The following is a 25,602-nucleotide window of genomic DNA, read 5'->3' as shown; positions in this document are numbered from 1 at the left end:
TTTGGGAGATTGAATTCCCAAACCTTGCTTTTGTTTATAAATATTTCTCCAATCCCGCTGCAATCCCATCCTCATCGCAAGAAAGTGTCACATCATCAGCGATTTCTTTTAGTGCATCTACCGCATTGCCCATCGCAACACCGATCCCCGCGTATTCGATAATGGAGCGGTCGTTGTGCCCGTCACCAAATGCGATGATGTTCTCTGAATGGATGCCCATTTCAGGAAATACCGTATTCAATGCCTTCGCCTTATCAATTCCTTTGTCAGTGAACTCAAAATAAAACGGTGCAGAGAAGGCGGCTGTAACGATTTCGTCAAAAGGAGCATGGAGTGCTGGTGCAATCTTCTGCAAATATTCTGGCTGTGCTGCGATCAAAATCTTGTTGATCGGGAAGGTCGCAAAGGCTGCCAGATCATCAATCTCACTGAGTTTGAAATTACCGCCGCGTGCTTCATATTCAATAATATTGAATGCGCCATCAGGTAAATCCAGCATGCCGCTGTAAACGTCATTTACATAAAGATAATCTTCTTTGTCAATCATCGGTATGACATCGAAATTTTTCAAGTGTTCTAGAATTGCTTGGCCCGTTTCGATACTCATGGCCTGATTGAAGAGCACCTCTTTTGTCAGACAATCAGTGACGCGCGCTCCGTTGTATGAAACGAGGAAGCCCTCATATTTGGTCATTTCCAATTGCTCTGCTAGCTCCAGCATGCCTGTCGTTGGGCGACCGGAAGCTAAAATGACTTTGATGCCTTTTTCTTGTGCCGCGATCAAGGCTTGTTTGGTTTTTTCCGAGATTATTTTTCCTGTGTTCAATAACGTACCATCAATATCTAGTACGATTGCTTTGATAATCATTCCATCACGTCCTAATCAACTTGTTACCTTAAGTCTACTATCGGCCAGATAAGGTGTAAATGGTTTCATTTGTAAATGACGGTGGAAAATCAACGAAAAAATCCTGCTCTTGCTTAGTAGAAGAGCAGGATTTAGTATTAATACGTCATTTAGTTTTTTTAACGTGGATGACAGGAATCGAACCTGCACCTCGTATCAAATGAAACAAACCGTCGTTTTAAGTCCCACTTCTGAGTCTAAACACCAAGTTCATCCACAAGAAGAGTGTATGACGGTTAGCTTATAGAAAGCTTAAACGGATGATAGAAAACAAAAAGAGCGAGAATCATTCATTAATTTTAGAATGTTCCTCGCTCTTTTCTTAATCTAAAAATGTCACAACTGAACTATAATGCTCTTTTACTTCGCTGAGAATTCCATCATCTGTGATCAACGCAGTTAATTGAGGAAGGTTAGCAAATGTCGCAATTGATTTTTTCTCGAATTTCGTGCTATCAATCAAAGCAATCGTTTGTGAAGCTAACTCTACCATTCGTTTTTTTAGTTCTACTTCATATAGATTGAAATCCGAAAGACCCTCTGTAGCAGAAATGGCGTAGGCGGAGGTAAACAAGGTATCGATGTTGACTTTTTTTAGAATTTCAATTCCTAAAACGCCTTCCACCGCATTCGAACTCCCTTTAACGACGCCACCGATTAATACAACTGTCAAATTTAGATTTTCTTTTAAAAGAGAGGCAGTACGCAATCCATTCGTTAACACGGTGATACGTAAATCAGATTGACTGATGAGTTTTGCTAACTCATAGCAAGTAGAGCTGGCGTCTAAAACAATACATTCACCATTTTCAATCAGCGGAAACGCCTTTTTGGCGATCTCGGCTTTCTTTTCAATATTCTTTTGTTTTCGAATGTCATAATTTTTATCGATTTTCAAGGTTTCGTCTTCTTTCGAACGAGTGGCACCACCATGTGTTCGGATCAACATGTTGTTATCGCTAAGGTAATTAAGGTCTGAGCGGATGGTTGCCTTTGAAACAGATAATAGTTCGGTCAAATCATTCACGGAGACAGAACCCCGTTCCTGTAGCAAAGCAAGAATTTTTTCTCTTCGTTGGTTTGTATACATAAGCAGTTCCTCCAAAATATCTAATTGAGTATAGTATAAAGCAAAAAAATAGAAAAAACAACAATATTCAACGATTTATTTTTCGTTTTAATCGAAAAGTCGCGTTTTTCTTTCGTTAATAATGAATAAAACGAAAATAAACGAAAATAATGATTGGCAAAACGAAAGCCAGCGCTTACTATGAGGGTACAAAGAGAAAAAGGAGAGAGAAAAATGAAAATTGGAATTGGATCAGATCATAATGCGTTTGAGATGAAACGTGAATTATTCGCATATATAGAAGCAAAGGGATTCGAAATAAAGGACTATGGGTGCTTTTCTCCAAACGAGGTTGACTATCCGGATATTGCCTTTAACGTTGCAAACGGGGTAGTAAATCAGGAAATTGATCGCGGGATTCTCTGCTGTGGAACGGGGATTGGCATGGCGATGGCAGCCAATAAAATTCCTGGAGTAAGAGCTGCACAAGTTCACGATACTTATTCTGCAGAACGAGCGCAACTAAGCAACAATGCACAGATTATCACGATGGGTTCAAAGGTCATTGGTTTAGAGGTTGCTAAAAAAATTGTGGACGAATATTTGTCAGTCACATTCGAAGGCGGCAATTCTGGCAGAAAGATTGATCAAATCATGGAAAAAGAAGCCGAGTATTCAAAATAGGAGGAAAAATGATGAAATTCTTTTTAGACACAGCGAATGTAGAGGAAATAAAACGAATCAATCAATTAGGATTGGTGGATGGTGTAACAACGAATCCCACGATCATTTCAAAGGAAGGTCGAGATTTTAAAGAAGTGATCACAGAAATCTGCGGTTTGGTCGATGGACCTGTAAGTGCAGAGGTGATCGCTCTTGATACCGAGAACATGGTAAAAGAGGCTCAAGATATTTCAACGTGGGCGGACAATATCGTCGTAAAAATTCCTATGACAGAAGATGGCCTGCGAGCAGTGAATATCTTATCTAAAGAAGGAATCAAGACCAATGTCACCTTAGTTTTTACAGTCGCACAAGGTTTAATGGCCGCTAAAGCAGGTGCAACGTTCGTTAGTCCATTTGTAGGGCGCTTGGATGATATCGCTACCGACAGCTTGGCGTTAATCAGCAATTTGAAAAAAGTGTTAACCCAATATGGTTATCAAACAGAAATCATCGCCGCGAGTATTCGCAGCTTAAAGCATGTGGAAGATGTTGCTGAGTTAGGTTCAGATATCGCAACGATTCCAGGTACTTTGTTCCCTAAACTTTGGTCACATCCACTGACCGATGCAGGAATTCAAGCCTTCCTGAAGGATTGGGAAGCCTTTAAAAAATAATTGTAGAAAAAATTTCTGAAAGGAGGAAATATCATGCGTAAACCAATTGTTGGTATCAGTTTAAAGCTATATCAAAATCAAATCGACGATGCTCGAAATTTTGCCCACGCTATTGTTGAAGAAGTGGGTGACGAGAAAAAGGTTGAACAATTCATGTGTCCAGGAATGGGTGTGCTATATCCGGTAGCTATGATTTTGAAGGATTCAGAAATCGGTTTAGGTTCGCAAAACATCGCACCTGTGCCAAACGGCGCCTACACAGGAGAATTCTCGATTGAATCTCTAAAGGAAATGAAGGGTGGCTATGCCGAGATTGGACACATCGAACGACGCACGCTTTTCAACGAAACGGACGATATGATCAATCAAAAGGTTCGTTTGGCTCTGGACTTTGATATTACACCGGTTCTATGTATCGGTGAAGTTACGAAAACAGAGGATTATCAAGAGATTAAAGCGCTAATGAAGAAACAACTATTTCTGGATTTATTCCTAATCGAGGGCAAGAAGGCAGAGAAAATCATTTTAGCTTATGAACCGGCTTGGGCAGTGGGGAAAACCTGCGCAGCCAGCGCGGTTCATGTGCAGCAGGTTCATGGATTGATTCGTGAATGCATCAAAGAATTGTACGATATCCAAACGGCAGAAAACATCCGCATCATATACGGTGGATCAGTTTCGCAGGAAAATACAAAGCTAATCGTTTCCGATGAAAATGTCGATGGTGTATTCGTTGGTCGTTTTGGGCATAATCCGAAACAGTACGCGTCAATTGTTGAAACAGTAAAAAAAGTAAAGGAGGGGTAAACATGTTTGGCATTATTTTAGTATCCCATAGTCAGAAAATTACTGATGGAACCAAAGAAATGATCGAAGAAATGACTGGTACCAACGATGCAGTGCGAATTATTTCTGCAGGCGGTACAGGTGATGGGCGGCTAGGCACCAACTCGATCATGATCATGGAGGCAATAGAAGAGAATGCGGACTGCCATCATATATTAATTTTCTGCGATATTGGAAGCGCTATTCTAAGCTCGGAAACAGCGATTGACTTGATTGATGATGAAGAGCTGGCGATGAAAACGGAAATCATGGATTGCCCGTTAGTTGAGGGGGCATTTGCGGCAGCTGTTCAGGCAACCGTTTGTCAGGAGAAGGAAACCATAATCCAAGAGTTAGCACAGCTGTAAAGCTTTGTTGAATAAAAAAAGTGAGGAGCGAAAGAAATGAAGTTTCTGAGAAGTATGGTAGGTTACACGATCGCTGGCACTATTGTAATGTCTGTTTGGAATGAGTTAGGCAGTTTTGGCATCTTTGGCGGTTACTTGGCAGCTGGAATTATTATTGGACCCATGTGGTTTATGAATCATTACTTGAATTTGACAGGCAACGAAGATGATGCAGCATTTGTTGATATGGGGCTTGCAATTGGTATTTGCGGAATTGCTCGAGATACGTTCATGCAGGGTTCATCTGTATTAACTGATGCATTACCAACAATCGCATTAGTCATCGTGGGTGCGGTTATTGGTGGGATCGTAGCTGCAGCTTTTGAAAAAAGTGTGGCAAAAGAAGAACAACGCGATGAAAAGGCACCTGAACCAGGAATGACAGAAAAAGAGTTAGATCGTTTAGTTGGCGAAGAATAATCCATTAAGAAACGGAGGAAAAATAATGTCTTTGGGCTTAGGACTTGCAACAGTATGCGGCGGATTTTTATTCCCATTTGTAATTCGCATGGCATGGGGGAAAATGGTAGATCACTGGGGGCCAATCGGAGGCTGGATGGCCGCACTCTTTATTGTTGGAACTGTTTGGTGTATCAATCACGGTATTTCAACACCGATGATCGCACAAACAGGCGCGTGGGTTGATCAAGGGCTGGCAGCCGGTGTCGGTGTCTGGGTCGCTTCCGCATTAGTTGGCGGCAATGTAAAAAAATCATTACCAAAAATCGCCGCAGCCGTTACGGGCGGATTATTAGGTGGATTGTTATTGTCTTTATTCTTATAAAAAAGTATCAAAAAAATATATTTTACAAGGAGAATGGGAATATGAAACGGTTAATCAATGATGGCTATGAAGTTGTAGAGGAAATGCTGGAAGGCTATGCAGCAGCGAACAAGCAATACGTAAACTTGGATTTAGAAAATCGGGTGGTTGTCAGTAAATTAATGAGTGAAGAACCACGTGTGCGAGTAATCGTCGGCGGCGGATCAGGTCATGAACCAATGTTCTTAGGCTACGTTGGGAAAGATTTCGCTGATGCGGCGGTTGTTGGAAACGTTAATACGTCGCCTGCGCCAGATGCTTGTTACGAAGCGGTGAAAGCGTTTGATAGCGGCAAAGGCTGTCTGTATCTTTATGGAAATTATGCTGGCGATGTGATGAACTTCGATATGGGTGCGGAAATGGCGCTTGAAGAAGACGGGATTCGTGTCGAAACAGTGACGACAACGGACGATGTTTATTCTGCAAAAGACAAGAAAGATCGTCGCGGTGTCGCGGGTGATTTGCCAGTCTTTAAGGTTGCTGGAAGTGCGGCGGCGAAGGGCTATGATTTGGATCAGGTCAAAGCAGTAACGGAAAAGGCCAACGACAATACGTACTCATTAGGTGTAGCCTTATCTTCTTCAACCTTGCCAGTTACTGGCGAAGTGATCTTCCAAATGGATGAAGGCGACATGGAGATCGGTATGGGATTGCACGGTGAACCAGGGATCGAACGTCGTAAGATCGAAAAAGCCGATGTGATTATTGATGAGATCATGGCGATCATTTTGGATGATGCAAAATTAGTAGCCGGTGATGAAGTTTACGTCTTAGTGAACGGTCTGGGCGCACTGCCATTATTGGACCAATATGTCTGCTACCGTCGTGTGGATCAAATCTTGAATGAAAAAGGCATCAAGATCCATCGGACAGATGTCGGCAACTTTGCGACTTCGATGGATATGGCGGGAATGTCTGTTACGTTAGTCAAATTGGATGACGAGGTCAAAGAATTGCTTGATGCCCCTTGTAATACACCGTATTATAAATTGTAAGAAAAGGGTTTCATTGCTTGTTTCCGATTCGTTCAATTGGTCGTTACTAAAGTAGGAATGAAGCTTTTTCCAAGTAAAAATAATATAAATGAGGTGCAATCATGGGTGAAATGGTATTAGATAAACAATTCTTTGCTAATAGTTTGGCAAAAATGGCAGAGCTTGCGGAAGAACATCGTGACTACTGGACCAAACTGGACTCAGATATTGGCGATGGCGATCACGGAATCAATTTAAGCATTGGCTTTCGCGCGGTGAATGCTAATCTGCAAGATAATTTAGAAAAAGCAGCAGATGTCACAGCATTATTGAAAAAATCAGGCATGCTGCTGTTGAGTAAAGTCGGCGGGGCTTCAGGTCCATTGTATGGCAGCTTCTTTATCAAAATGGGCAAGGACGATGCTGGCAAAGAAGCGGTTTCCTTCCCAGAATTTGCGGGTATGCTGAAAAACGGTGTGGCAGCTGTTCAGCAACGCGGCAAAGCAGAAATCGGTGACAAAACCATGATCGATGCACTGCAGCCGGGGATCGAGTATTTAGAGGCGCATAAAAATGACGACGATCCTGTGGCGGTAATGGAGGAAACGGTGTCAATTATGAAACAAGGAGCAGAGTCAACGATTCCATTGATCGCGAAAAAAGGGCGGGCGATGCGTTTAGGTGAACGTGCAGTCGGACACAAAGACCCTGGTTCGGAATCTTCTTGGATGCTGATGAATGTCTTCCTTGAGGAAATGAAAAAATAGATTGAATGGAAGATGAACATGACAAATTTAGCAGAAAAAGCCGTAGAATTGCGTGAATGGATCATTCGGGCGCTGGCTTCCGCAGGATCAGGGCATCCTGGAGGTTCTCTTTCAGCAATCGATATTCTAACGGTACTATACTATCAGGAAATGGAAATTACACTGGAAAACTATGATCAAAAGGACCGCGATCACTTTATTCTTTCGAAAGGCCATGCGGCACCAGCATTGTATACAGTTTTAGCTGACGAAGGCTTTTTTCATAAAGAAGAACTACTGGATTTACGAAAATTTGGCTGTCATTTGCAAGGACACCCAGATCGGATCAAAACGCGGGGTGTTGATACATCAAGCGGTTCGTTAGGACAAGGTTTGTCGATTGCAAATGGCTTAGCCTTGGCAAAACGACTGGATGGCATCGAAAAGAACGTCTATATTTTGCTTGGCGATGGCGAATTACAGGAAGGCCAAGTCTGGGAAGCCGCGATGACTGCCGCACATTACAAATTGAATAACGTGATCGCATTCGTTGATAACAATGGTTTGCAGATCGACGGCACAAATGATGAAGTCATGGGCGTGCAAGATATAGGAAAGAAGTTCGCTGCTTTCAATTGGAAGGTACTAACTGCGAATGGGCATGATTTTGACTCCTTGACGGCGGCAATCGGAAAAGCGAAAGCTTACGATGGAGGACCAACTGTCATTGTGTGCGAAACCCATAAAGGCAAAGGGGTCAGCTTTATGGAGGATCAAGTCGGTTGGCATGGGAAAGCACCTTCTCAGGAAGAAGCGGATCAGGCATTGGCAGAGTTGAAGGAGGCGTTTTAAAGTGAAAAAGGCAACAAGACAAGCTTACGGTGAAACGCTGATAAAATTCAAGGAACATCCCGATTTAGTTGTGCTAGATGCGGATCTGTCTGCGGCGACCAAAACCGATGTGTTTGCCAAAGTGGCACCGGATAAGTTTTTCAATATGGGCATCGCAGAAGCGGATATGATCGGCACGGCGGCGGGTTTAGCTTTGGGTGAAAAGCGGCCATTTGCCAGCAGCTTTGCTATCTTCGCAGCCGGCAGAGCTTATGAGCAGATTCGTAATGCGGTAGCTTATCAGAAATTGAATGTCACGATCGCGGCGACTCACGCGGGAATTACCGTTGGTGAAGACGGCGGATCACACCAAGCAATCGAAGACATCGCATTGATGCGAGCGATTCCGGGAATGACCATCATCAATCCTGTGGATGATCTGGAGACAGAAGCGGCAATCGAGGCGATCTTGGAACATGAAGGACCGGTTTATCTGCGCTTAGGACGCTTAGCAGTTGAAAGAGTTCACGAATCGAAGCAACTATTTACCATCGGAAAAGCGGAAACGCTAGTATCAGGAGCGGATGGAACGATTATCGCAACTGGCTTGATGGTTCAGGAAGCACTAGATGCAGCGAAACAGTTGGCGGAGCAAAACATTAATGTTCGAGTGTTGAACTTCTCTACGATCAAACCTTTAGATGAAGAGTTGGTTTTACAGGCGGCTAACGAGACACCTTGGATCATCACTGCGGAAGAACACAGTGTTGTGGGAGGACTGGGCAGTGCCGTTTCCGAATTCTTATCTGAAAATCAACCAACGAAAGTGGTAAAAATCGGAGTCCAAGACCAATTCGGTCAATCAGGAAATCCAGAATTGCTGAAAGAACATTATGGTCTGACAGCGAAGAATATCGTTGAAAAGGCTGTAGCATTAACTAAATAAGATCCACCAAACAGCGCTTGCGAGAATTTTCGCAGGTGCTGTTTTACTTTGCAAAGTAAAAGTTTGTTTATGATTTTGCCTTTGGTTGCTGTTTTTTGTTATTCTCCTAAAAATAAAGAATTATATGGTATGATGATACAAAAAGACAGAATAGTGGATAAGGAGAGCAAAATGAATTCAGAAGAACGTCGTGAGTTTATCATCAAAGAATTGGAAGAAAATCATGCGGTGAAAATATTGGATCTTAGCAAGCGTCTGAAGGTAACCAGAGAGACGATCAGGAAAGATTTATATCTCCTTGAGAAAAAAGGTTTGATCAAAAAAATCCATGGCGGTGCTGTTTTAGAAACAGTCAACAAAGAAACTGATTACGAAAAGCGCAAAAATGAATTTCATGCTGAAAAGACTGCGATCGCCAAAAAAGCAGCTTCATATATTGAAGAGGGCGATACCGTCTATCTCGATTACGGAACGACGACCTTAGAGTTGGCCAAAGAAATTTTGAAGATGAAAAACGTGACCGTGGTTACCAATACGATTCCTATCGTGAACCTTTTGTTGGCAAATGAGTCGATTGATTTGATCATTCCTGGTGGAATCGTTCGCAATAATGAATCTTCATTATATGGCCCCTTCGCGTCAAATAATATCAAGGATATCTTTGTAACGATCGGTTTTTACGGCTGCAGCGGAATTGACGCCGCCAGAGGAATTACTTCACATCATACCGGGGAGAACTTAGTCTCAAAAGAGATGATCGAGCACAGCCAGACAACGATCGTTTTGGCAGATCATAGCAAATTCGGCACAGTCGCCTTGAATAAAACGGCTACTTTTGATCAGATTGATATCGTCATCACCGATAGCCCAAGAAATAAAGAAGAATCTCAACAATATACACAGCAGGGGCTTGAACTGGTTTATAGCCTAAACGAACCCGAAGAATAAAAAGCAATAATAGTAAGCAGTGGGCAAAAATGTTCATTGCTTATTATTTTGCTTTAAAATTCGCTTATTATATAAATGCAAAATAAAATATTGCAAAAAGCAAAAAATGTGTTATCGTTATGTTGGCGATTACAACAGAAGGAAAGAAGGAAGAAAGATGAAAAAAGTGATTGTAGCTTGTGGCGGAGCCGTCGCAACATCGACAGTAGCAGCGAACAAGATTCGTGAATTGGCAAAAAGAGAAGGAATTCCTGTAGAAGTTAGTCAATGTCGGGTAAATGAATTGGATTCGAAAAAAGACGGGATTGATTTGATCGTGACAACGGCCAGAGTGCGAAAGGATTATGGTGTACCAGTGATCCATGGTGTGGCCTTTGTTTCTGGCGTGAATATTGCGGCGACAGAACAAAAGATCTTGGACTTTTTAAAGCAGTAAAAAGGACAGCTTGACTGTCCTTTTTTCGTATAAGTATAGGAGGAAGGAATGAATTCAATAGAACGAAAGGACTATATTTTAACTATTTTGGATACAAAACATTCCGTCAGGATCAACGAGCTCAGCAAGGAGTTGAAGGTGACCAGAGAAACGATTCGCAGAGATCTTTATACCCTAGAAGACGAAGGACGCATTAAGAAAATCCATGGCGGAGCGGTTTTGGAAAGTCCCTCTGGCGAGACTGATTATGAAAAAAGGAAAATCGAAAAGCGGCTTGAAAAAGAGCGGATCGCTAAGACTGCTGTGAGCTACATCGAGGAAGGCGACAGTATTTATTTGGATTATGGTACAACAACATTGGCCTTAGCACAGGAAATCGCTAAGCTAAAGAACATTACTGTCGTCACAAACACCATTCCAATCATCAATACATTGATAAAAAATAAAACGATCGACATTTTGATTCCCGGCGGTGTGGTGCGAAACAATGAATCATCACTATTTGGTCAATTTGCCCTGAATAATATTTGTGACATCTTCATCACGATCGGCTTTTTTGGCTGTAGCGGGATCGATCACAAAGCCGCCGTCACAAGTCATCATATGGGGGAAGTCCTGATTTCAAAGCAAATGATCCAGCAAAGCCAAACGACGATCCTGCTAGCGGATCAAAGTAAATTTGGCAATATTGCCTTCAATCGAACGGCCAATTTTGAGGAGATTGATATTGTAGTAACGGATCAGCTGCCTAATGACAGTTATGAACTTGATTATCTGAAGGAGCATGGAGTCGAGCTGATCGCTTCAAGCTGAAAAAGAACTAGTGCCTATCACGACACTAGTTCTTTTTTAGTATTTAGTTACTTCCAAGGATTCAAAAATCTCTGCTATTTGCTGGTTATCTAATTCCGGATACCAGCTCAACACATTCGCAGTCGAGTAGCTGATGGCTTTTTTCAATGTAAATTCAGGACTTTGACCGGTTGCCAGATTTTTAACGAGCCCTCCTAAGAAGAAATCCCCACAAGCAATTGGATTCTTTGCTTCTACTTTTTTGGCTTTGACATACAAAATTTGATTATTGATCTTGGCGATGATCCCTTTTTCGCCGAGTGTGATAATGAATACGGGAATATCTTCAACGGCTTCTGAGGCTAGGAGTGCTGCATAAGAGTCGATCGTCGTTAGAGCTGCTTCAGGGAAAATATCCAAAATTTCCTCATCATTGATCTTGATTGCGTAAGGTTTCGCTTGATAGGCCTCGCGCAATGCGTCTCCGCTTGTGTCTACAAAGATTTTCACCTTCTGCTCACGAAATTCCTCAATAAATGTCGCGATGTAGTTTGCCGGCATCCCTTTCATCAATGAACCGCTGAATACAATGTAGTCTCCCTCATGAATCGATTGCTTTAAGGTGTTGGTGTATTGCTTCAATAGGTCATCGTTCAACTGAAAGCTGTTTTCGTAAATCGGATAAGTATCGTGATTCTTAGTATCCATGATGATATTGCAAACTCGCGTATTGCTGTCAATTTTGGTAAATTTCACTGGGACCTTTTTCTGAATTGCCAACTCACCGAGATACTCACCATTTCTTCCACCAGCAATCGTATGAACACAAAATTCAACAGCAGGGTCCTCAAATCCAATAGCATAGGCGACATTAAATCCTTTACCTCCAGGAAATTCTTTTACTTCATAGGGGCGATTTGGCAGGCTTTTGACAAATCCATCAACTAACAGCGTCCTGTCAATCGCAGGATTTGGACAAACTAAGTGAATCATAGTAACATCTCCTCTTCTTTTTTCTCATAATAGCATCTTTGCCAAGCTATAACAATGTAAATATTTGCTTTTTAGTTGCAAAACACAAATAAAGCAAAATTTAGTGTTGCAAAAGCAAAATAATGTGCTATCATGATGTTAACGGTTACAGAGAAAAGCAAACGATTACATGGCGTTCGGATTTGCATTTCTCAAATCAAATTGCACTTGCAAAGAAATTGACTAAGAAATAGGAGGAAGAAAATGATTTCGCAGGATTTTATGTACTGTCAGTACACAGTCGACAACAAGGAGCAACTATTTGACCAATTGTCCGACACATTACAAGAAAAAGGAATCGTCAATGAAGGATTTGCCCAAGCGCTGAAGGATCGTGAAAAAGATTTCCCAACCGGTCTCCCAGTAAAACACGGCGTTGCTATCCCACATACAGATGGAAGTTTGGTTAACTCAGATCAGCTGATTTTTGCCACGTTAACAAATCCGGTTGTTTTTAATGAAATGGGTGGCGAAGACGATGATACGATCGATGTTTCGGTCATTGTCATGCTGGCAGTCAAGGATGGACCAAAGCATTTAGAGGTCTTACAGAAATTGATCGAATCGATCCAAAAAGAGGGCTTCGTGGACAGCTTGGTAAATGCAAAAGAATCCGCTGAAATGCTGGAAATCGTCAATCAATATTTATACCTATAAAGGAGGAAATTTAAAATGAAAAAAGTAATCGTAGCGTGTGGCGGAGCAGTGGCAACATCAACCGTTGCAGCCAACAAAATCAGAGAGTTAGCAAAAAGAGAAGGGATTCCAGTGGAAGTCACACAGTGTCGCGTGAATGAGCTAGATTCCAAAAAAGATGGCATTGATTTGATTGTTACCACAGCCAGAGTCAAAAAGGATTATGGCGTTCCAGTCATTCATGGAGTTGCATTTGTCTCTGGAGTGAACATTCAAGCGACCGAAGAAAAGATTTTAGACGTTTTAAAAAAATAAAGGATAGGGGCGAATAAAATGGGAGTTATTCAATATATTGTTGATCTAGGCGCAAGCGTAATGCTGCCAATCGTCATTTTCATTTTGGGCTTATTACTGAGACAGGGCATTGGAAAATCCTTACGCTCAGGGATCACCATCGGGATTGGTTTTGTTGGAATTAGTTTAGTAATTAGTTTATTGACGGAGAATTTGGGTGCGGCGGCAGAAGCGATGGCGGAAAACTTCAATCTTGGGTTGAATGTCGTTGACCTTGGTTGGCCGGGAACTTCACCAATGGCTTGGGCATCTGATTTAGGACTAGTAGCGATCCCCGTTGCTATTGCGGTAAATATCGTAATGCTTCTATTAAAAATGACGCGAGTTGTTAACGTCGATATTTGGAATATTTGGCATATGGCCTTTACAGGTGCGATCGTGCAAACAGCAACAGGCAATTTTTACTTAGGTATTTTAGGCGTTGTGGTTCACGCAGTTATTGCTTATAAGCTTGGGGATATGTTTGGCGATGTTACTGACGAGTATTTCGGATTGGAAGGAATCTCGATTCCTCACGGGTCCTCTGCTTACATGGGGATTTTCGCGAAACCGATCGATGATTTGATTGAGATGATTCCAGGAGTCAATAAAATCAACATTACGTCAGAAAAAATCGAACAACGTTTAGGTGTATTAGGACAGCCGACGATCGTTGGAGCGATTCTTGGGTTTGCGATCGGGATGCTGGCGCGCTATACAGTTGGCGACTCACTTCAACTAGCGATTCAAATGGCGGCTGTAATGGTCTTGATGCCAATGGTGGTTAAGCTGATTATGGAAGGTTTGATTCCAATCTCAGAAGCGGCCCGCGAATTACTAGACAAGCATTTCAAAGGCAGCGAATTGAAGATTGGTTTGGACCCGGCATTACTATTGGGGGATTCACAAGTAATCGCAGCGAGCTTGGTTTTCGTACCATTAACCATTTTGATCGCAGTCATTGTACCGGGAAATCAAGTTTTACCATTTGGTGACTTAGCAACGATTGGTTTCTTTATAGCGATGGCCGTTGCGATACACAAAGGGAACTTATTCAGAACATTGATCTCTGGTTCAGTCATCATGTTCATTACGATTTGGATCTCGAATCAAATGATCAGTTTACAAACGTTACTAGGTCAAAATGTTGGTTTGGTAGGTGCTGGCGAACGAGTTTCTTCTTTAGACCAAGCAGGTAGCCCAATTACTTACTTGTTGGCCAAAGGAATCACCTTTGAAATGGGGGCAGGCTTCTTTATCATCCTAGTCTTGTATATCGGCGCATTTGTTTACACATTCATTAAATACAAGAGAAGAACGTTATATGTAGAAACAGAAGAATTTGAAGGGACTGAAACTGGTGAAAGCATTAGTAGTAACTGATAAACACAAAATGGAATTACAAGATATTCCTAAGCCAGAAATCAAACCGGGAAAAGTTCTGATAAAAGTCGCTTATTGCGGGATTTGCGGGTCAGATCTTCCTCGCTATTTTGAAGGTGGGGTCCATGCCTTCCCACAGGTTTTAGGACATGAGTTTTCTGGAACGGTAGAAGCAATAGGTGAAGGGGTAAGTACTATCTCTGTTGGAGAAAAAGTTGCGGTAGCTCCTTTAGTTCCATGCGGGACTTGTGAGAATTGTCAAAAAGGCGAACCGGCAATGTGTACCCAATATAGTTTTATCGGTTCACGAGAACAAGGAGCGATGGCTGAGTATGTTGTCGTTCCTGAAAAGAACTGTGTCAAGGTTCCAGACACTCTTTCTTTAAAGGAAGCCGCTTTGTTAGAGCCATTGACAGTCGCGATCCACGGCATCGAGCGTGTGCGCGTTCCTGCTGGAGCTGAAGTATTGGTTCTTGGAGCCGGAACGATCGGTCTTCTGACTGTCTTAGCTTTACGAGCAATCGGCGTTGGTAAAATTATTGTTGTGGACTTAAATGATAAAAAATTGACTCTTGCCAAAAAAATTGGAGCAGATGAAGCAGTTAATCCAATTGCTGTGAAACTAGAGGATTACTATCAAAAAAATCCACTGCCTGAAGTCACGATCGAAACAGCCGGCAGTTCGATTACCCAGAAGCAAGCAGTCGAATTTGTCGCTAAGCGCGGGAAGGTCGTCTATGTCGGAACGAGTACCAGAGATGTGGTCTTTGACCCAGAAACATTTGAAAAAATCTTACGTGGTGAGCTAGAAGTAACTGGTTCGTGGATGTCTTATTCGGCACCTTTCCCAGGCTACGAATGGGAAACGGGACTGCGTTACATGTCCACGGGTGAAATCGATGTGAAGCCATTGATCACTGAGACCTTCAAATTGGAAGATGTTGCCATTCCTTTTGACAAAATGATCGAAAAGAATTCAGCCGCTGTCAAATTATTATATGCCATCAATGAGGAGAAATAGCAGAATGAAAATAGTATCTGAATCACAATATAAAGCATTGAAGAACACGAGTAATCATGAGGGGATCATCGGCGCGCTAGCGATCGATCAACGTGGTGCTCTGAAAAAAATGATCGCCAAATATAAGGATGAAGCGACTGACAAGGATATTGAAGACTTCAAGAAAATCGTTTCAGAAGAATTGACGCCCTATGCCAGCTCGATCTTATTAGATCCGGAATATGGACTGCCTGCGGCGAATGCGCGCGCGGAAAGTGCCGGTTTGCTGCTGGCTTATGAAAAAACTGGCTATGACGCGACAACTCCAGGACGTTTACCAGATTCATTGAACGTTTGGTCAGTGAAACGCCTGAAAGAAGCGGGGGCAGATGCCTGCAAATTCCTGCTCTATTACGATATCGACGAATCCGATGAGATCAATGATCAGAAGAAAGCTTACATGGAACGGATCGGTTCGGAATGTGTGGCGGAAGAAATTCCATTCTTTCTAGAATTAGTGTCTTACGACGCTAATATCGCTGATGCGTCATCAAAAGAATACGCGCAAGTAAAACCGCATAAAGTCAATGATATGATGAAGGTATTTTCTGATCCTCGCTATAATGTCGATGTGCTGAAAGTGGAAGTCCCAGTGAATATGAAATTCGTTGAAGGCTTCGGTGATGAGAGTGTTTATACAAAAGAAGAAGCGGCGAAATTATTTAAGGAACAAAGCGAAGCAACCGATCTGCCATTCATCTTCTTAAGTGCTGGAGTGAGTGCTTCCTTGTTCCAAGAAACGTTACGCTTTGCCAAAGAAGCCGGCTCAACCTTTAATGGTGTGTTGTGCGGTCGTGCTACTTGGGCCAATGGCGTGGAGCCTTATATCACAAAAGGTGAAGCTGCCGCAAGAGAATGGCTACAGACAGAAGGCCGCAAAAATATCGATGAGCTAAATGCTGTCTTACGCGAAACGGCAACATCTTGGCATGAGAAAATCCAGTGCCAGCAAGCAACTGCACGCTTTTCATAAAAATGTGAAGGTAGACTAGTTCTGCCTTCTTTGTGTTTAAGAAAGAGGGAGAAAAATGGATTATCAAGTATTGAAAAATGAAGATTTAATCGTCAAGGTATTAAACAAAGGTGCGGAGATCAGCAGCATTCGATCCAAAAAGGACGGTACCGAGTACATTTGGCAAGCCGATGGTAAATTTTGGAGCAGACATGCGCCGATTTTATTCCCAATCGTGGGCAAGTTGAAAGATGATCAGTATCAATTAGAAGGAAAAACCTATCCGATGTCTCAACATGGATTTGCTAGAGATCGAGAATTTCTGGTTGCGAATCATTCCTCCGACTCACTAGCAATGACATTGTCAGAGGATGAAGAAAGCTTGAAAGTCTATCCATTCAAGTTTGAATTAACAATCGAATACAAATTAATCGGTAACTGTCTGATCGTTCGCTATTTGGTAAAAAATGGAGACGAAGAGAAGCCGATGTATTTTGCCATCGGTGCCCATCCAGGGTTCAACCTGCCTTTAGATCAGCAAACAACCTTCACTGATTATTACTTGGAATTTTCACCAAAACAACCACGTAAGTTTATTCCAGTTACCGAAGAGGTCTTGCTGCAAACGGATAAAGCGGTCGAGCTGGCGGATTCCAGCTATCCGATCAATCGCGAACTGTTCAGTCAAGGCGTGCTGATCTGGGAGACCGCCGGAAATACGCGGATCGAACTAAAATCAGATAAAACTGAAAAAGCAGTTGTTTTCGATTATAGTAACATGCCTTATTTAGGAATCTGGTCGCCTTATCCGCAGGAAGCTCCATTTGTTTGCATTGAACCATGGTGCGGAATCGCTGATACCTTTGATACGAATGGAAATTATGCAGAAAAATTGGGGATCAACAAACTAGCACCGCAAGAGCAATTTCAGAGCTCTTATCAAATGACGTTTAAATAGATGGGAGAAATATGGAAGCAGTAATTTTTGATATGGATGGGGTGCTGATCAATTCAGAACCTGTTTCAAAACAAGCATTCGCCAAAGCTTTTGCTGTAGTGGATATTGAGTTTACAGAAGACATGTATCAAAAAATATTAGGTCGAAGTCTGAGGGATATCGAACAATTCCTTGCTGAATATTATCAGTCCGATCAGTTAGCCGCTAAAATCATTGAGATACGTGAAGAAGAGTTTGCTCAACACTATCGAGACCACCCTGTGGCTGTGAAAACAGGCGTCTTTGAGTTATTGGATTGTTTAGATAGCCGCAAGATGAAGAAAGCAGTGGCGACTTCTGCCAAACAAAGCATCGCTGAAGGACTGTTGAAGCAATCGGGATTATTGAACCGAATGGATGCTCATTGTTATGGCTCGGAAGTGAAAGAAGCCAAGCCGAATCCAGCGTTGTTTCTCAAGGCAGCTTCTCGCTTAGGCATCTCACCTGAACAGGCCTACGTTATCGAAGATTCACAGTCAGGGATCATCGCGGCCAATCGAGGAGGGTTTGTACCAATCTATGTCCCAGAAGAGCAGGATGAGTTTCCAGAAAACAACGTCTACAATTATTCTCTGTTCAAGAATTTAACCTAGTTTCACCAAGTATTGCGCTCAAAATCTTAGTTAATATATTTTTGTATTATCCCTTCCAACTATCTTTTATGATTGAAGATAGTTGGATTTTTTTGCTAGTTCAACGGAATGCGTTTTCTTGAAATCATTTTTTGTCCACATATTGTAGACAGAGCATGACGGAGAAAACGCATTCATTAGATATAGAATAAAGCCAAGAGGTGGAAGAAATGATTTTTAGTTCGAATGAAAATATGTTGATCAATATTTTGACTTACGAAGAGTATGTCTCAGCAAAGCATCTGGCCGAGACACTCTATGTATCTACTAAGACCGTCTATCGAATGATCAAAAAAGTAAACGAGCTGTTTATGGAAGAGAAAAATGAACCTCTGATTATCTCGGAAGCAGGAAAAGGGTACAAGTTAAGTTCTCATTTTCGGAATCGAGATATCCATTCAATGGTGGAGTTTGCTGAAGAAAATGATTTGAATGAAGTGTCTTTAGCCCTTTTGTTCAAATATCCCCATAAAATAAAACGGACTTTGATGGATACTCAATTTTTAAGCGACAGCTCGATTGAGCGAAGATTGCGAAAGCTCTCTGAAATCTTAAAAAAATACGACATCCAATTGCATTATAATCGTGAGTATTTATGGATAAAGGGCGAGGAAGTCAGCATTCGTAAGGCCATCAACCACATCTTTTTAGAAATGAATAAGCTAAATAGTCTCAGTGAGATCGGAATCAAAATAAATGTGATCGACAAACATTTTATTGACCAGCAGATTGCTTTGCTGGAGGAACGGTTAAATGAGTACATTAACTATCCATACGATATTACCATCTACACCCATATTTTTATGATCATCAAACGTTATCGTGAAGGAGAGGTACATTATCTAGGAAATCAAGAGCCCCTCGAAAAAGAAGAGCAGCAGCTGATGGAAGCAAACCCCAAAATGATGGAAGTAGCAGCTGAGATTATTCGCAATATTGAAAGCTACCTATCAGTGAAGATGGATAGTTTGGAAATCTATTTTGTTTTTCAAAATATTTATTCGATCAACAGCCAAAAAAGAGAAAGCAGCAATGTGGATAAAAAACTTGCCGAAGAGATTACTAAAAAATTCATCACCGATTACTTTTTGATCTCAGATGTAACCCTCTTACCAGCGAGTCGTTCTTTATATGAAGATTTGTATTTACATATCTTGCCAATGCTTAGTCGTTTACGTTTAGGGATCAAGGTCGAGAACAATCTGCTAGATAGCTTGCTGCTCGAATACCGAGCAACCTTTCTAAAAGTAAAAAAAATCGCAGAGGAAATCAATCATGAATTGATGTTCGATACCAAAATGAACGATGCCGAAATTGGTTATCTTACGTTGTACTTCGAGAAATACAAAATCCATCGTCAAGAAAATAAGAATGTCTTATTGATTTGTTCAACGGGTGTAGGGACTTCAGAGCTTTTGAAAGTTCGTATCCAGCAAAATTTTTCTAGTTTGAACATTATCGCCACAATGAGTCAGCGGCAAGTCAAAAAAAATCAGGCGTTTATCAAAGAAAATGTAGATTTGATATTTTCGACGATCCGTGTACCGCTAAAAATTGAAAAAATCCCTGTATTGCTCATAAGTCCATTATTGACGGACAAAGATATTCAAAACATCAATCATACAATGAAGGAGCTAGAAGAATGGAAAAAATTGAATTAAGTAAGGTGATCCATAAGGAGCTGCTTATGGTTGGCTCAAAAGCAACAACAAAAGCGGCGATTATCACTGAGTTAGCTAAAATGCTGGAAGAGCAAAATTTCATCAGTTCAGCCGAACACTTTATCACCGATGTTTATTTACGGGAAGAAGAAGGGGAAACAGGCATTGGTCAAGGTGTGGCAATCCCCCATGGAAAGTCAGCAGCAGTAAAAGAGACAACAGTCGCAATCGCGGTTTTAGATAAGGAAATTGAGTGGGAAACATTAGACGGAGAGGGGGTCAAAGTCGTCATTATGTTTGCAGTGAAAGATTCTGATGCAAATACCACTCACGTTTTACTCTTGCAACAGGTCGCGATCTTATTGGCAAACAACACATTTATTGAAGCAGTAAAAAATGTTGAGTCTGTCGATGCGTTGTATGATTTAATTTTGGAATTCCAATAAATGGCTATTATAAAGGAGAAGATAAGATGTTAGTAACTGGAAAAGAAATTTTGAGTGTCGCAAAAGAACAAGGATTTGCAGTCCCCGCTTTTAATGCAGGGTCAGGTCAATTATTAAACGCAGTAATGGAAGCGTGTGAAGAGGCGCAATCGCCAGTTATGATTGCGATTCATCCAGACGAATTAAGCTTTTTGACAGATAGTTTTGTTGCACAAGCCACCTATTTAGCGAATCATTCAAAAGTTCCAGTATGTATTCATTTAGATCATGGGGCAAGTTTTGAACAAGTGATTCACGCGATTAGTATTGGGTTTACCTCGGTCATGATTGATGCCTCTCATTTATCGTTTGAAGACAATGTCGCGATTTCTCAAAAAGTGGTTGAAGCAGCGCATGCAGCAGGTGTTTCGGTGGAAGCCGAACTAGGGACGATTGGCGATACTGGTAACACTGTTGAAGGCGGGGTTAGTGAAATTATTTACACCGATCCTAAAGTTGCGCAAGACTTTATTGAAAAAACAGGCGTGGATAGCTTGGCTGTCGCTATTGGAACTGCTCATGGAATTTATCCAAAAGATGTCGATCCAAAATTACGATTAGATATTTTAGAGGAGATCGAAGCATTGACGGATATTCCGCTAGTTCTTCATGGGGGCTCAAGTAATCCAGACGATGAAATCAGTAAAGCAGTCACGATGGGTGTCAATAAAATCAATATCTCTAGTGACATCAAAATTGTTTTCGCAAATAAATTGCGTGAGGTGCTGAATGCTGGAAACAACGAGATCAGAGAACCAAATGTGTTGTTCCCTGAATGTATGGAAGAAACGAAAAAAGTCGCGTTGGAGAAAATCCGTTTATTCAAATCAGATGACAAGGTTAAATACTATTAAAAATGAAAGGATGAAATCTATATGAAAATCGTTGGAATTGCAGCCTGCACGGCGGGAATCGCCCACACTTATATTGCTAAAGAAAAATTGATGCAGGCAGGTGTTGATCGTGGACATCAGATTCACATTGAAACGCAAGGCTTAGCTGGCACGCAAGATGCACTGACACAACAAGAAATCGATGAAGCAGATGTGGTGATTATTGCAGCTGATATCAAAGTCAATGGGCGAGACCGTTTCAAAAATAAAAAAGTGGTAGAAGTGCCAACAGGATTAGTTGTGAAGTCGCCAAACAAGCTAGTAGAGAAGTTGGAAGAAGTCAAAGTTTAGGGGGACAAAAATGGAAAAAATCAAGCAGATTGGATTTAAAAAACACTTAATGACAGCCATTTCGTTTTTCTTGCCAATTATTGTTGCTTCGGGTTTTTTGTTAGCGATCGGAAACATGATGGGTGGTGCATCGATTGAGAATTTCCGTGATGGCTTCAGCTTTGCGGATACTATGACAACAATGGGTGGTTACGGATTAGGATTCTTGCCGATGATCGTTTCAACTGCTATTGCTTATTCTATTGGGGATAAACCGGGGATTGCTCCTGGTTTGATTGTTGGATTCGTGGCTCATGGTATCGGAACTGGTTTCTTGGGCGGTGTTGTTGGTGGCTACGTTGCCGGGTACACGGTCGCTTTATTGATGGCGGTCATCAAGGTTCCAAAATGGATGGAAGGACTTCTACCCACATTAGTCTTACCATTTCTGAGTGCTTTCATTGCTGGCATGGTGATGTATTACGTTGTTGGCACGCCAATCATTTGGTTTACTGATCTGATCACCGCTTATCTTGGGAATCTGAATACTTCTTCACTATTCCTATACGGCGCGATCATTGGGGTGCTGGCTTCCATTGATTACGGTGGAGCAATCAATAAAGTTGTCTTTGCGTTTGTTTTCGCCTTATTCTCAGAAGGCATCTATGAACCGATCACGGTATTAATCTTAGTATCAATGACAACGCCATTTGGCTTAACGATGGCTTACTTCATTGGAAAAGTCATCAAGAAGAACATCTTCAACCGTCAGGAAATTGAAACATTAAAAACCGCTTTTCCTATGGGGATTTGTCAAATCACTGAAGGCTGTTTCCCAATCGTGCTGAATGATTTAGTTCGTAATGTGATCGCCACAGGTGTGGGCGGAGCTATTGGTGGAGGTCTAAGTATGCTTTGGGGAGCCGACAGTCATATTCCAGCTTCAGGAATGTTTGCAATTCCGACAATGACTCGTCCTTGGGCTTTCGTAGCGGCCTTATTTATCGGTTCTCTAGCGACGGCAATCACTATTTTATTGTTGAAAAAACGAGTAGATCCAAACGCAGAAGTCATCGTAGAAGAAAAAGAAGAAGAGGATATTTCTTGGGATGATTTGACGATCAATTAGGGGGAAAGAAGCATTTATGGATTATTACGAACGTATTAAAAGAATGTTTACTGATTCAGGGATTATTTTTACTAATGAAGAGTTAGCAGCCATTGATTATGCCGATTTTGGTTTAGGAAGAATTGAATCAGAAGGCTTAAACTTGATCGTTTATGAAAATAATGACCGCTATTGTGCAAAGGAAATGGTTTTGCTTCCTGGACAGACTTGCCCTGAACATCGCCATCCCCCTCGTAATGGGGAAGAAGGGAAGCGTGAAACCTTCCGTTGCCGTAAAGGAAAAGTCTATCTATATGTCGAGGGTGAAGCGGTGAAGTCAATTCAAAGTAAGATCCCTGAGGGGCAAGAAAAATACTATACTGTCAAACATGAAATTGTTTTAAACGCAGGGGAACAGTATACGATTGAACCTGACATTAAGCATTGGTTTCAAGCTGGGACAGAGGGAGCTGTAATCTCAGAATTCTCCTCTCCAAGTGATGATGCGAGTGACATTTTTACAAATCCTGAGATCCAACGAGTTGCTGAATAAAATAATAAGAATCAGACTAGGTGTTTTCCATGCCTAGTCTGTTTTTTGAAAGGATAAAGAGATGAAAAAGTATCAATTAGAAAATGAAAACGTGTTGATCGAGTTTTTGAGCTATGGTGGTATCTTAACAAAAATGGTGAATAAAAAAACAAATCAAAATTATCTGTTAGCATATGAAAAAGAAGAGGACTATTTAACCAATCCGTACTTCTTCGGTGCTACGATTGGTCGGAATGCAGGAAGAACGTATCCGCCCTTTTATATCAATCATCAGGGAGAAAAAGTGGAGTTGGATACCAATGAAGGAAAGGTGCATTTGCATGGTGGAAAAAATGGACTCCATCAAGTTGAATGGCAGGTAGAAAAAATAAATTCGACTGGCTATCTCCTTACTTTCGAAGATGATGCGTCACTTTATGAACCGATGAAATTAGAATTGGTCTACACGTTGAAAGATAATTGCTTCAAAATTGAAATGAAGGGCTCTGCAAACGACCCGACGATTTGTAATCTGACAAATCACAGCTATTTTAATTTAAGTCAAGAGGAGACGATCAACGAGCACTTTCTTAAAACAGCACCAGCGACCATTCAGTTAATTGATCAACAGTTTGTTCCGACAGAAGAATATTCAAGGATGCAAGAAGTCGAATATCGCTCGTTCGATTTTTCTCAAGAAAAAAAGCTCCAAACGGCGCTAAAGCAAAACACTGATTTGTCGAAACTATGTGCGGAGGGGATAGATTTGGCCTATTACTTTAATCAAAAAGAGTGTAACACGGCCAAAATTGAATTATCAGATGCTGAAAGAAAAAATAGGCTGACGATCTATTCCGATCAAGGGGCTTGTGTTATCTACACGTTGAATAAGCTTTCTACTGAAGAAAATACAAATAAAGGAACGAAGGTAAAAAAATTTGGTGGTATAACGTTTGAAATGCAACGTAAACCTAACTATGTGCACACGGAAAAAAATTATTTAACCAATGATTATCATAGTTGCACTGTATACGAAATAGAATAGGAGGAACTAAGATGAGATTTTTTTTAGGTGTTGATTTAGGCACAAGCTCATTAAAAATAATTTTAGGGAATGAGAAAGGAAGGATTTTAGGAAGTACTAGCAGCTCATTTTCAATTTCTTCACCTCGCGAAGGATACAGTGAAGAGAATCCACAAGAATGGGTTGCTGCGTTTGAAATCGCGTTAATGGAGTTGATTCATAGATTTCCTGAAATAAAAGACGCGCCACTAACGATGGGATTTTCCGGTCAAATGCACTCATTAGTCCTGATCGACAAAGCAGGTAATGTACTCAGACCAGCGATATTATGGAATGATGGACGAACAACTGAAGAAGTGAAAGAACTCCAGCAGCTAGTTGGCGAACATTTGTTGAAGGTAGAGAAAAACATTCCGTTAGAAGGCTTCACGCTGCCTAAAATTTTATGGGTTCAAAAGCATCAACCTGAATTGTGGGAGAAAACCTGGAAGTTCTTACTCCCCAAAGATTACTTGGTCTATTATTTGACAGGTAAAGCATTGACTGAGCCTTCAGATGCAGCAGGAACAATCATGCTAGACATTGAAAAACAAAGCTGGGACACAGAACTGCTGAAAGGGTTATCGATACCATTAGATAAATGTCCGGAAATTTGTCCTTCGACAGAAATAATTGGAGAAATGACCTCTGACTTAAAAAAGAATTTTGGATTAACAGGCACAGTATCATTAGTACTAGGTGGAGCCGATAATGCGTGTGGCGCCTTTGGTAATATTTCAAATCCTAAGATTCAAGGGCTTATTTCTGTAGGGACGTCCGGTGTAGTTTTGGTTTACGAAACTGAAAATAATACGGATAATTTAGGGAAGTATCATTATTTCACGTCCGTCCTTAACGACATAAATTATAAAATGGGTGTTACATTAGCAGCCGGGTATTCTTTGGATTGGATCAAGAGATTATTAGGATCAGAAGATTCTTTCGTGACCTTCACAAAATACGCAGAAGAAAGTCCAATTGGAAGTTTAGGTGTGACATATCTCCCTTACTTGTTTGGTGAGCGGAGCCCCTACTTCGATCCTTCATTAAGTGGGGGGCTCTTTGGATTAAAAGCTCATCATCAGCAGAGTGACATTATTCGAGCAGTTATGGAGGGAATTGCTTTTTCACTTAGGAATGTTTATGAAAGCATGGAAATCGAGAAAAATAAAATTGAAAAATTTCGCATTACTGGTGGAGTGGTAAAGAATCCATTCTGGCTCCAAATGTTTGCAGACATCTTTGAAGCAGAGATCGAGGTGTTAAGCTTTGATGAAGGTCCTGCATATGGAGCGATGCTTTGTGCAGTCGCAGGAATACAGGAAGATGATTTACTTATTAAATGGCAGCAAGCAAACAAAGTAAAAGCAATATATAAACCAACCAAACAAGCGTCTTTATATGAACAAGCCTATGAAAAATTTGTTGGACTGAGTATATCCCAAATAGAAAACACCTTTCCTTCTATAAAGAGAAAAGAGATAATAAGTAAGTAAGATGTTATCTGTTAGTAGGAGGTAG

At 41.2% G+C, this 25,602-nt stretch carries 31 protein-coding genes and 1 pseudogene; 28 read left to right on the top strand and 4 right to left on the bottom strand.

Annotation, left to right across the window (positions count from 1 at the left end; genetic code table 11):
• Positions 1-34 precede the first annotated feature (34 nt).
• From AUF14_RS21820 to AUF14_RS21815, 3 genes and pseudogenes are all read right to left on the bottom strand, one after another.
• Positions 35-868: a Cof-type HAD-IIB family hydrolase gene (locus AUF14_RS21820; RefSeq protein WP_070504694.1), complete on the bottom strand. Its 834-nt coding sequence runs from the start codon at positions 866-868 to the stop codon at positions 35-37.
• A 162-nt stretch (positions 869-1,030) separates the two neighbouring features.
• A pseudogene (locus tag AUF14_RS22385) lies at positions 1,031-1,125 on the bottom strand.
• Positions 1,126-1,229: 104 nt separating this feature from the next.
• Entirely contained in the window at positions 1,230-1,997 is a 768-nt protein-coding gene (locus tag AUF14_RS21815) for a DeoR/GlpR family DNA-binding transcription regulator (RefSeq protein WP_070504697.1), read from the bottom strand.
• Between the two features lie 213 nt (positions 1,998-2,210).
• On the opposite strand from AUF14_RS21815, the gene rpiB reads away from it, so the two are divergent.
• The 13 genes from rpiB to AUF14_RS21750 all read left to right on the top strand — a co-directional run bounded on the left by rpiB (position 2,211) and on the right by AUF14_RS21750 (position 11,065).
• Complete coding sequence (gene rpiB / locus AUF14_RS21810) at positions 2,211-2,660, top strand: ribose 5-phosphate isomerase B (RefSeq protein WP_070504700.1); 450 nt, start codon at positions 2,211-2,213, stop codon at positions 2,658-2,660.
• Positions 2,661-2,671: 11 nt separating this feature from the next.
• Positions 2,672-3,316 carry a fructose-6-phosphate aldolase gene (gene fsa, locus AUF14_RS21805; RefSeq protein ID WP_070504703.1) on the top strand — a complete coding sequence of 215 codons (645 nt, stop codon included), beginning with the start codon at positions 2,672-2,674 and terminating at the stop codon, positions 3,314-3,316.
• Between the two features lie 33 nt (positions 3,317-3,349).
• Positions 3,350-4,123, top strand: coding sequence for a triose-phosphate isomerase family protein (locus tag AUF14_RS21800; RefSeq protein ID WP_070504706.1), 774 nt, complete (start codon positions 3,350-3,352; stop codon positions 4,121-4,123).
• Between the two features lie 2 nt (positions 4,124-4,125).
• Positions 4,126-4,509 carry a dihydroxyacetone kinase phosphoryl donor subunit DhaM gene (gene dhaM / locus AUF14_RS21795; protein ID WP_016178059.1) on the top strand — a complete coding sequence of 128 codons (384 nt, stop codon included), beginning with the start codon at positions 4,126-4,128 and terminating at the stop codon, positions 4,507-4,509.
• 36 nt (positions 4,510-4,545) lie between these two features.
• Complete coding sequence (locus AUF14_RS21790; RefSeq protein ID WP_016178060.1) at positions 4,546-4,968, top strand: Lin0368 family putative glycerol transporter subunit; 423 nt, start codon at positions 4,546-4,548, stop codon at positions 4,966-4,968.
• 25 nt (positions 4,969-4,993) lie between these two features.
• Entirely contained in the window at positions 4,994-5,332 is a 339-nt protein-coding gene (locus AUF14_RS21785) for a Lin0368 family putative glycerol transporter subunit (RefSeq protein WP_070504709.1), read from the top strand.
• A 41-nt stretch (positions 5,333-5,373) separates the two neighbouring features.
• On the top strand, positions 5,374-6,366 hold the full coding sequence (locus AUF14_RS21780; RefSeq protein WP_102866642.1) for a dihydroxyacetone kinase subunit DhaK: 993 nt from the start codon (positions 5,374-5,376) through the stop codon (positions 6,364-6,366).
• Between the two features lie 101 nt (positions 6,367-6,467).
• Entirely contained in the window at positions 6,468-7,112 is a 645-nt protein-coding gene (gene dhaL / locus AUF14_RS21775) for a dihydroxyacetone kinase subunit DhaL (RefSeq protein WP_070504715.1), read from the top strand.
• Between the two features lie 18 nt (positions 7,113-7,130).
• Entirely contained in the window at positions 7,131-7,943 is an 813-nt protein-coding gene (locus tag AUF14_RS21770; RefSeq protein WP_083291840.1) for a transketolase, read from the top strand.
• Position 7,944: 1 nt separating this feature from the next.
• Positions 7,945-8,868, top strand: coding sequence for a transketolase family protein (locus AUF14_RS21765; RefSeq protein WP_070504721.1), 924 nt, complete (start codon positions 7,945-7,947; stop codon positions 8,866-8,868).
• Positions 8,869-9,039: 171 nt separating this feature from the next.
• On the top strand, positions 9,040-9,816 hold the full coding sequence (locus tag AUF14_RS21760; protein ID WP_070504844.1) for a DeoR/GlpR family DNA-binding transcription regulator: 777 nt from the start codon (positions 9,040-9,042) through the stop codon (positions 9,814-9,816).
• 157 nt (positions 9,817-9,973) lie between these two features.
• Positions 9,974-10,252 carry a PTS galactitol transporter subunit IIB gene (gene gatB, locus AUF14_RS21755; RefSeq protein WP_070504724.1) on the top strand — a complete coding sequence of 93 codons (279 nt, stop codon included), beginning with the start codon at positions 9,974-9,976 and terminating at the stop codon, positions 10,250-10,252.
• 48 nt (positions 10,253-10,300) lie between these two features.
• Positions 10,301-11,065: a DeoR/GlpR family DNA-binding transcription regulator gene (locus AUF14_RS21750; protein WP_070504727.1), complete on the top strand. Its 765-nt coding sequence runs from the start codon at positions 10,301-10,303 to the stop codon at positions 11,063-11,065.
• A gap of 36 nt (positions 11,066-11,101) precedes the next feature.
• Here the strand turns inward: AUF14_RS21750 and AUF14_RS21745 are convergent, their stop codons facing one another.
• Entirely contained in the window at positions 11,102-12,037 is a 936-nt protein-coding gene (locus AUF14_RS21745; protein ID WP_070504730.1) for a 1-phosphofructokinase family hexose kinase, read from the bottom strand.
• A gap of 243 nt (positions 12,038-12,280) precedes the next feature.
• On the opposite strand from AUF14_RS21745, the gene AUF14_RS21740 reads away from it, so the two are divergent.
• From AUF14_RS21740 to xylB, 15 genes are all read left to right on the top strand, one after another.
• The gene (locus AUF14_RS21740) at positions 12,281-12,733 is read left to right on the top strand and encodes a PTS sugar transporter subunit IIA (protein ID WP_070504733.1); all 453 of its coding nucleotides are present in this window, start codon (positions 12,281-12,283) and stop codon (positions 12,731-12,733) included.
• Positions 12,734-12,748: 15 nt separating this feature from the next.
• The gene (gatB, locus tag AUF14_RS21735; RefSeq protein WP_070504736.1) at positions 12,749-13,027 is read left to right on the top strand and encodes a PTS galactitol transporter subunit IIB; all 279 of its coding nucleotides are present in this window, start codon (positions 12,749-12,751) and stop codon (positions 13,025-13,027) included.
• Between the two features lie 18 nt (positions 13,028-13,045).
• Positions 13,046-14,428 carry a PTS galactitol transporter subunit IIC gene (locus AUF14_RS21730; RefSeq protein WP_070504739.1) on the top strand — a complete coding sequence of 461 codons (1,383 nt, stop codon included), beginning with the start codon at positions 13,046-13,048 and terminating at the stop codon, positions 14,426-14,428.
• Positions 14,406-15,449 (top strand): galactitol-1-phosphate 5-dehydrogenase, encoded by a 1,044-nt coding sequence (locus tag AUF14_RS21725; protein ID WP_070504742.1) that lies wholly within the window; start codon positions 14,406-14,408, stop codon positions 15,447-15,449. Before AUF14_RS21730 ends, AUF14_RS21725 begins: the two co-directional genes overlap by 23 nt.
• Before the next feature lie 4 nt (positions 15,450-15,453).
• Positions 15,454-16,461 (top strand): tagatose-bisphosphate aldolase, encoded by a 1,008-nt coding sequence (gene lacD, locus AUF14_RS21720; RefSeq protein WP_070504745.1) that lies wholly within the window; start codon positions 15,454-15,456, stop codon positions 16,459-16,461.
• Between the two features lie 55 nt (positions 16,462-16,516).
• Complete coding sequence (locus tag AUF14_RS21715) at positions 16,517-17,398, top strand: aldose 1-epimerase family protein (RefSeq protein WP_070504748.1); 882 nt, start codon at positions 16,517-16,519, stop codon at positions 17,396-17,398.
• 11 nt (positions 17,399-17,409) lie between these two features.
• Entirely contained in the window at positions 17,410-18,030 is a 621-nt protein-coding gene (locus AUF14_RS21710) for an HAD family hydrolase (RefSeq protein ID WP_070504751.1), read from the top strand.
• A 209-nt stretch (positions 18,031-18,239) separates the two neighbouring features.
• The gene (locus AUF14_RS21705; RefSeq protein WP_070504754.1) at positions 18,240-19,730 is read left to right on the top strand and encodes a BglG family transcription antiterminator; all 1,491 of its coding nucleotides are present in this window, start codon (positions 18,240-18,242) and stop codon (positions 19,728-19,730) included.
• Positions 19,712-20,176, top strand: a complete 465-nt coding sequence (locus AUF14_RS21700) for a fructose PTS transporter subunit IIA (RefSeq protein WP_070504756.1) — start codon at positions 19,712-19,714, stop codon at positions 20,174-20,176. Before AUF14_RS21705 ends, AUF14_RS21700 begins: the two co-directional genes overlap by 19 nt.
• Before the next feature lie 26 nt (positions 20,177-20,202).
• Positions 20,203-21,069, top strand: coding sequence for a ketose-bisphosphate aldolase (locus AUF14_RS21695; protein ID WP_070504759.1), 867 nt, complete (start codon positions 20,203-20,205; stop codon positions 21,067-21,069).
• A gap of 21 nt (positions 21,070-21,090) precedes the next feature.
• A complete protein-coding gene (locus tag AUF14_RS21690) occupies positions 21,091-21,399 on the top strand; it encodes a PTS fructose transporter subunit IIB (protein WP_070504762.1) in 309 nt (102 codons plus the stop codon).
• Between the two features lie 10 nt (positions 21,400-21,409).
• Positions 21,410-22,507, top strand: coding sequence for a PTS fructose transporter subunit IIC (locus AUF14_RS21685; protein ID WP_070504766.1), 1,098 nt, complete (start codon positions 21,410-21,412; stop codon positions 22,505-22,507).
• A gap of 16 nt (positions 22,508-22,523) precedes the next feature.
• A complete protein-coding gene (locus AUF14_RS21680) occupies positions 22,524-23,039 on the top strand; it encodes a D-lyxose/D-mannose family sugar isomerase (RefSeq protein WP_070504769.1) in 516 nt (171 codons plus the stop codon).
• A gap of 61 nt (positions 23,040-23,100) precedes the next feature.
• Complete coding sequence (locus AUF14_RS21675) at positions 23,101-24,063, top strand: aldose epimerase family protein (protein ID WP_070504772.1); 963 nt, start codon at positions 23,101-23,103, stop codon at positions 24,061-24,063.
• Between the two features lie 11 nt (positions 24,064-24,074).
• Positions 24,075-25,577: a xylulokinase gene (xylB, locus tag AUF14_RS21670; protein WP_070504775.1), complete on the top strand. Its 1,503-nt coding sequence runs from the start codon at positions 24,075-24,077 to the stop codon at positions 25,575-25,577.
• The last annotated feature ends 25 nt before the right edge of the window (positions 25,578-25,602 follow it).

The organism is Enterococcus avium, from assembly GCF_002891025.1.
In the GTDB taxonomy this organism is placed as follows: domain Bacteria; phylum Bacillota; class Bacilli; order Lactobacillales; family Enterococcaceae; genus Enterococcus_A; species Enterococcus_A avium.
Note: the sequence above shows the minus strand (reverse complement) of the source record. Positions and strands in the feature narration are given on the sequence as shown.

Excerpts from the sequence above, each read along its gene's own strand:
- lacD (WP_070504745.1), top strand. The coding sequence starts at position 15,454 with ATGAAAATAGTATCTGAATCACAATATAAAGCATTGAAGAACACGAGT.
- gatB (WP_070504736.1), top strand. The coding sequence starts at position 12,749 with ATGAAAAAAGTAATCGTAGCGTGTGGCGGAGCAGTGGCAACATCAACC.
- AUF14_RS21800 (WP_070504706.1), top strand. The coding sequence starts at position 3,350 with ATGCGTAAACCAATTGTTGGTATCAGTTTAAAGCTATATCAAAATCAA.
- AUF14_RS21675 (WP_070504772.1), top strand. The coding sequence starts at position 23,101 with ATGAAAAAGTATCAATTAGAAAATGAAAACGTGTTGATCGAGTTTTTG.
- AUF14_RS21710 (WP_070504751.1), top strand. The coding sequence starts at position 17,410 with ATGGAAGCAGTAATTTTTGATATGGATGGGGTGCTGATCAATTCAGAA.
- AUF14_RS21730 (WP_070504739.1), top strand. The coding sequence starts at position 13,046 with ATGGGAGTTATTCAATATATTGTTGATCTAGGCGCAAGCGTAATGCTG.
- AUF14_RS21705 (WP_070504754.1), top strand. The coding sequence starts at position 18,240 with ATGATTTTTAGTTCGAATGAAAATATGTTGATCAATATTTTGACTTAC.
- AUF14_RS21815 (WP_070504697.1), bottom strand. The coding sequence starts at position 1,997 with ATGTATACAAACCAACGAAGAGAAAAAATTCTTGCTTTGCTACAGGAA.
- AUF14_RS21680 (WP_070504769.1), top strand. The coding sequence starts at position 22,524 with ATGGATTATTACGAACGTATTAAAAGAATGTTTACTGATTCAGGGATT.
- gatB (WP_070504724.1), top strand. The coding sequence starts at position 9,974 with ATGAAAAAAGTGATTGTAGCTTGTGGCGGAGCCGTCGCAACATCGACA.
- AUF14_RS21685 (WP_070504766.1), top strand. The coding sequence starts at position 21,410 with ATGGAAAAAATCAAGCAGATTGGATTTAAAAAACACTTAATGACAGCC.
- AUF14_RS21750 (WP_070504727.1), top strand. The coding sequence starts at position 10,301 with ATGAATTCAATAGAACGAAAGGACTATATTTTAACTATTTTGGATACA.
- AUF14_RS21715 (WP_070504748.1), top strand. The coding sequence starts at position 16,517 with ATGGATTATCAAGTATTGAAAAATGAAGATTTAATCGTCAAGGTATTA.
- AUF14_RS21740 (WP_070504733.1), top strand. The coding sequence starts at position 12,281 with ATGATTTCGCAGGATTTTATGTACTGTCAGTACACAGTCGACAACAAG.
- AUF14_RS21770 (WP_083291840.1), top strand. The coding sequence starts at position 7,131 with ATGACAAATTTAGCAGAAAAAGCCGTAGAATTGCGTGAATGGATCATT.
- AUF14_RS21760 (WP_070504844.1), top strand. The coding sequence starts at position 9,040 with ATGAATTCAGAAGAACGTCGTGAGTTTATCATCAAAGAATTGGAAGAA.
- AUF14_RS21820 (WP_070504694.1), bottom strand. The coding sequence starts at position 868 with ATGATTATCAAAGCAATCGTACTAGATATTGATGGTACGTTATTGAAC.
- fsa (WP_070504703.1), top strand. The coding sequence starts at position 2,672 with ATGAAATTCTTTTTAGACACAGCGAATGTAGAGGAAATAAAACGAATC.
- AUF14_RS21780 (WP_102866642.1), top strand. The coding sequence starts at position 5,374 with ATGAAACGGTTAATCAATGATGGCTATGAAGTTGTAGAGGAAATGCTG.
- dhaL (WP_070504715.1), top strand. The coding sequence starts at position 6,468 with ATGGGTGAAATGGTATTAGATAAACAATTCTTTGCTAATAGTTTGGCA.
- dhaM (WP_016178059.1), top strand. The coding sequence starts at position 4,126 with ATGTTTGGCATTATTTTAGTATCCCATAGTCAGAAAATTACTGATGGA.
- AUF14_RS21690 (WP_070504762.1), top strand. The coding sequence starts at position 21,091 with ATGAAAATCGTTGGAATTGCAGCCTGCACGGCGGGAATCGCCCACACT.
- AUF14_RS21695 (WP_070504759.1), top strand. The coding sequence starts at position 20,203 with ATGTTAGTAACTGGAAAAGAAATTTTGAGTGTCGCAAAAGAACAAGGA.
- xylB (WP_070504775.1), top strand. The coding sequence starts at position 24,075 with ATGAGATTTTTTTTAGGTGTTGATTTAGGCACAAGCTCATTAAAAATA.
- AUF14_RS21700 (WP_070504756.1), top strand. The coding sequence starts at position 19,712 with ATGGAAAAAATTGAATTAAGTAAGGTGATCCATAAGGAGCTGCTTATG.
- AUF14_RS21745 (WP_070504730.1), bottom strand. The coding sequence starts at position 12,037 with ATGATTCACTTAGTTTGTCCAAATCCTGCGATTGACAGGACGCTGTTA.
- AUF14_RS21790 (WP_016178060.1), top strand. The coding sequence starts at position 4,546 with ATGAAGTTTCTGAGAAGTATGGTAGGTTACACGATCGCTGGCACTATT.
- AUF14_RS21785 (WP_070504709.1), top strand. The coding sequence starts at position 4,994 with ATGTCTTTGGGCTTAGGACTTGCAACAGTATGCGGCGGATTTTTATTC.
- rpiB (WP_070504700.1), top strand. The coding sequence starts at position 2,211 with ATGAAAATTGGAATTGGATCAGATCATAATGCGTTTGAGATGAAACGT.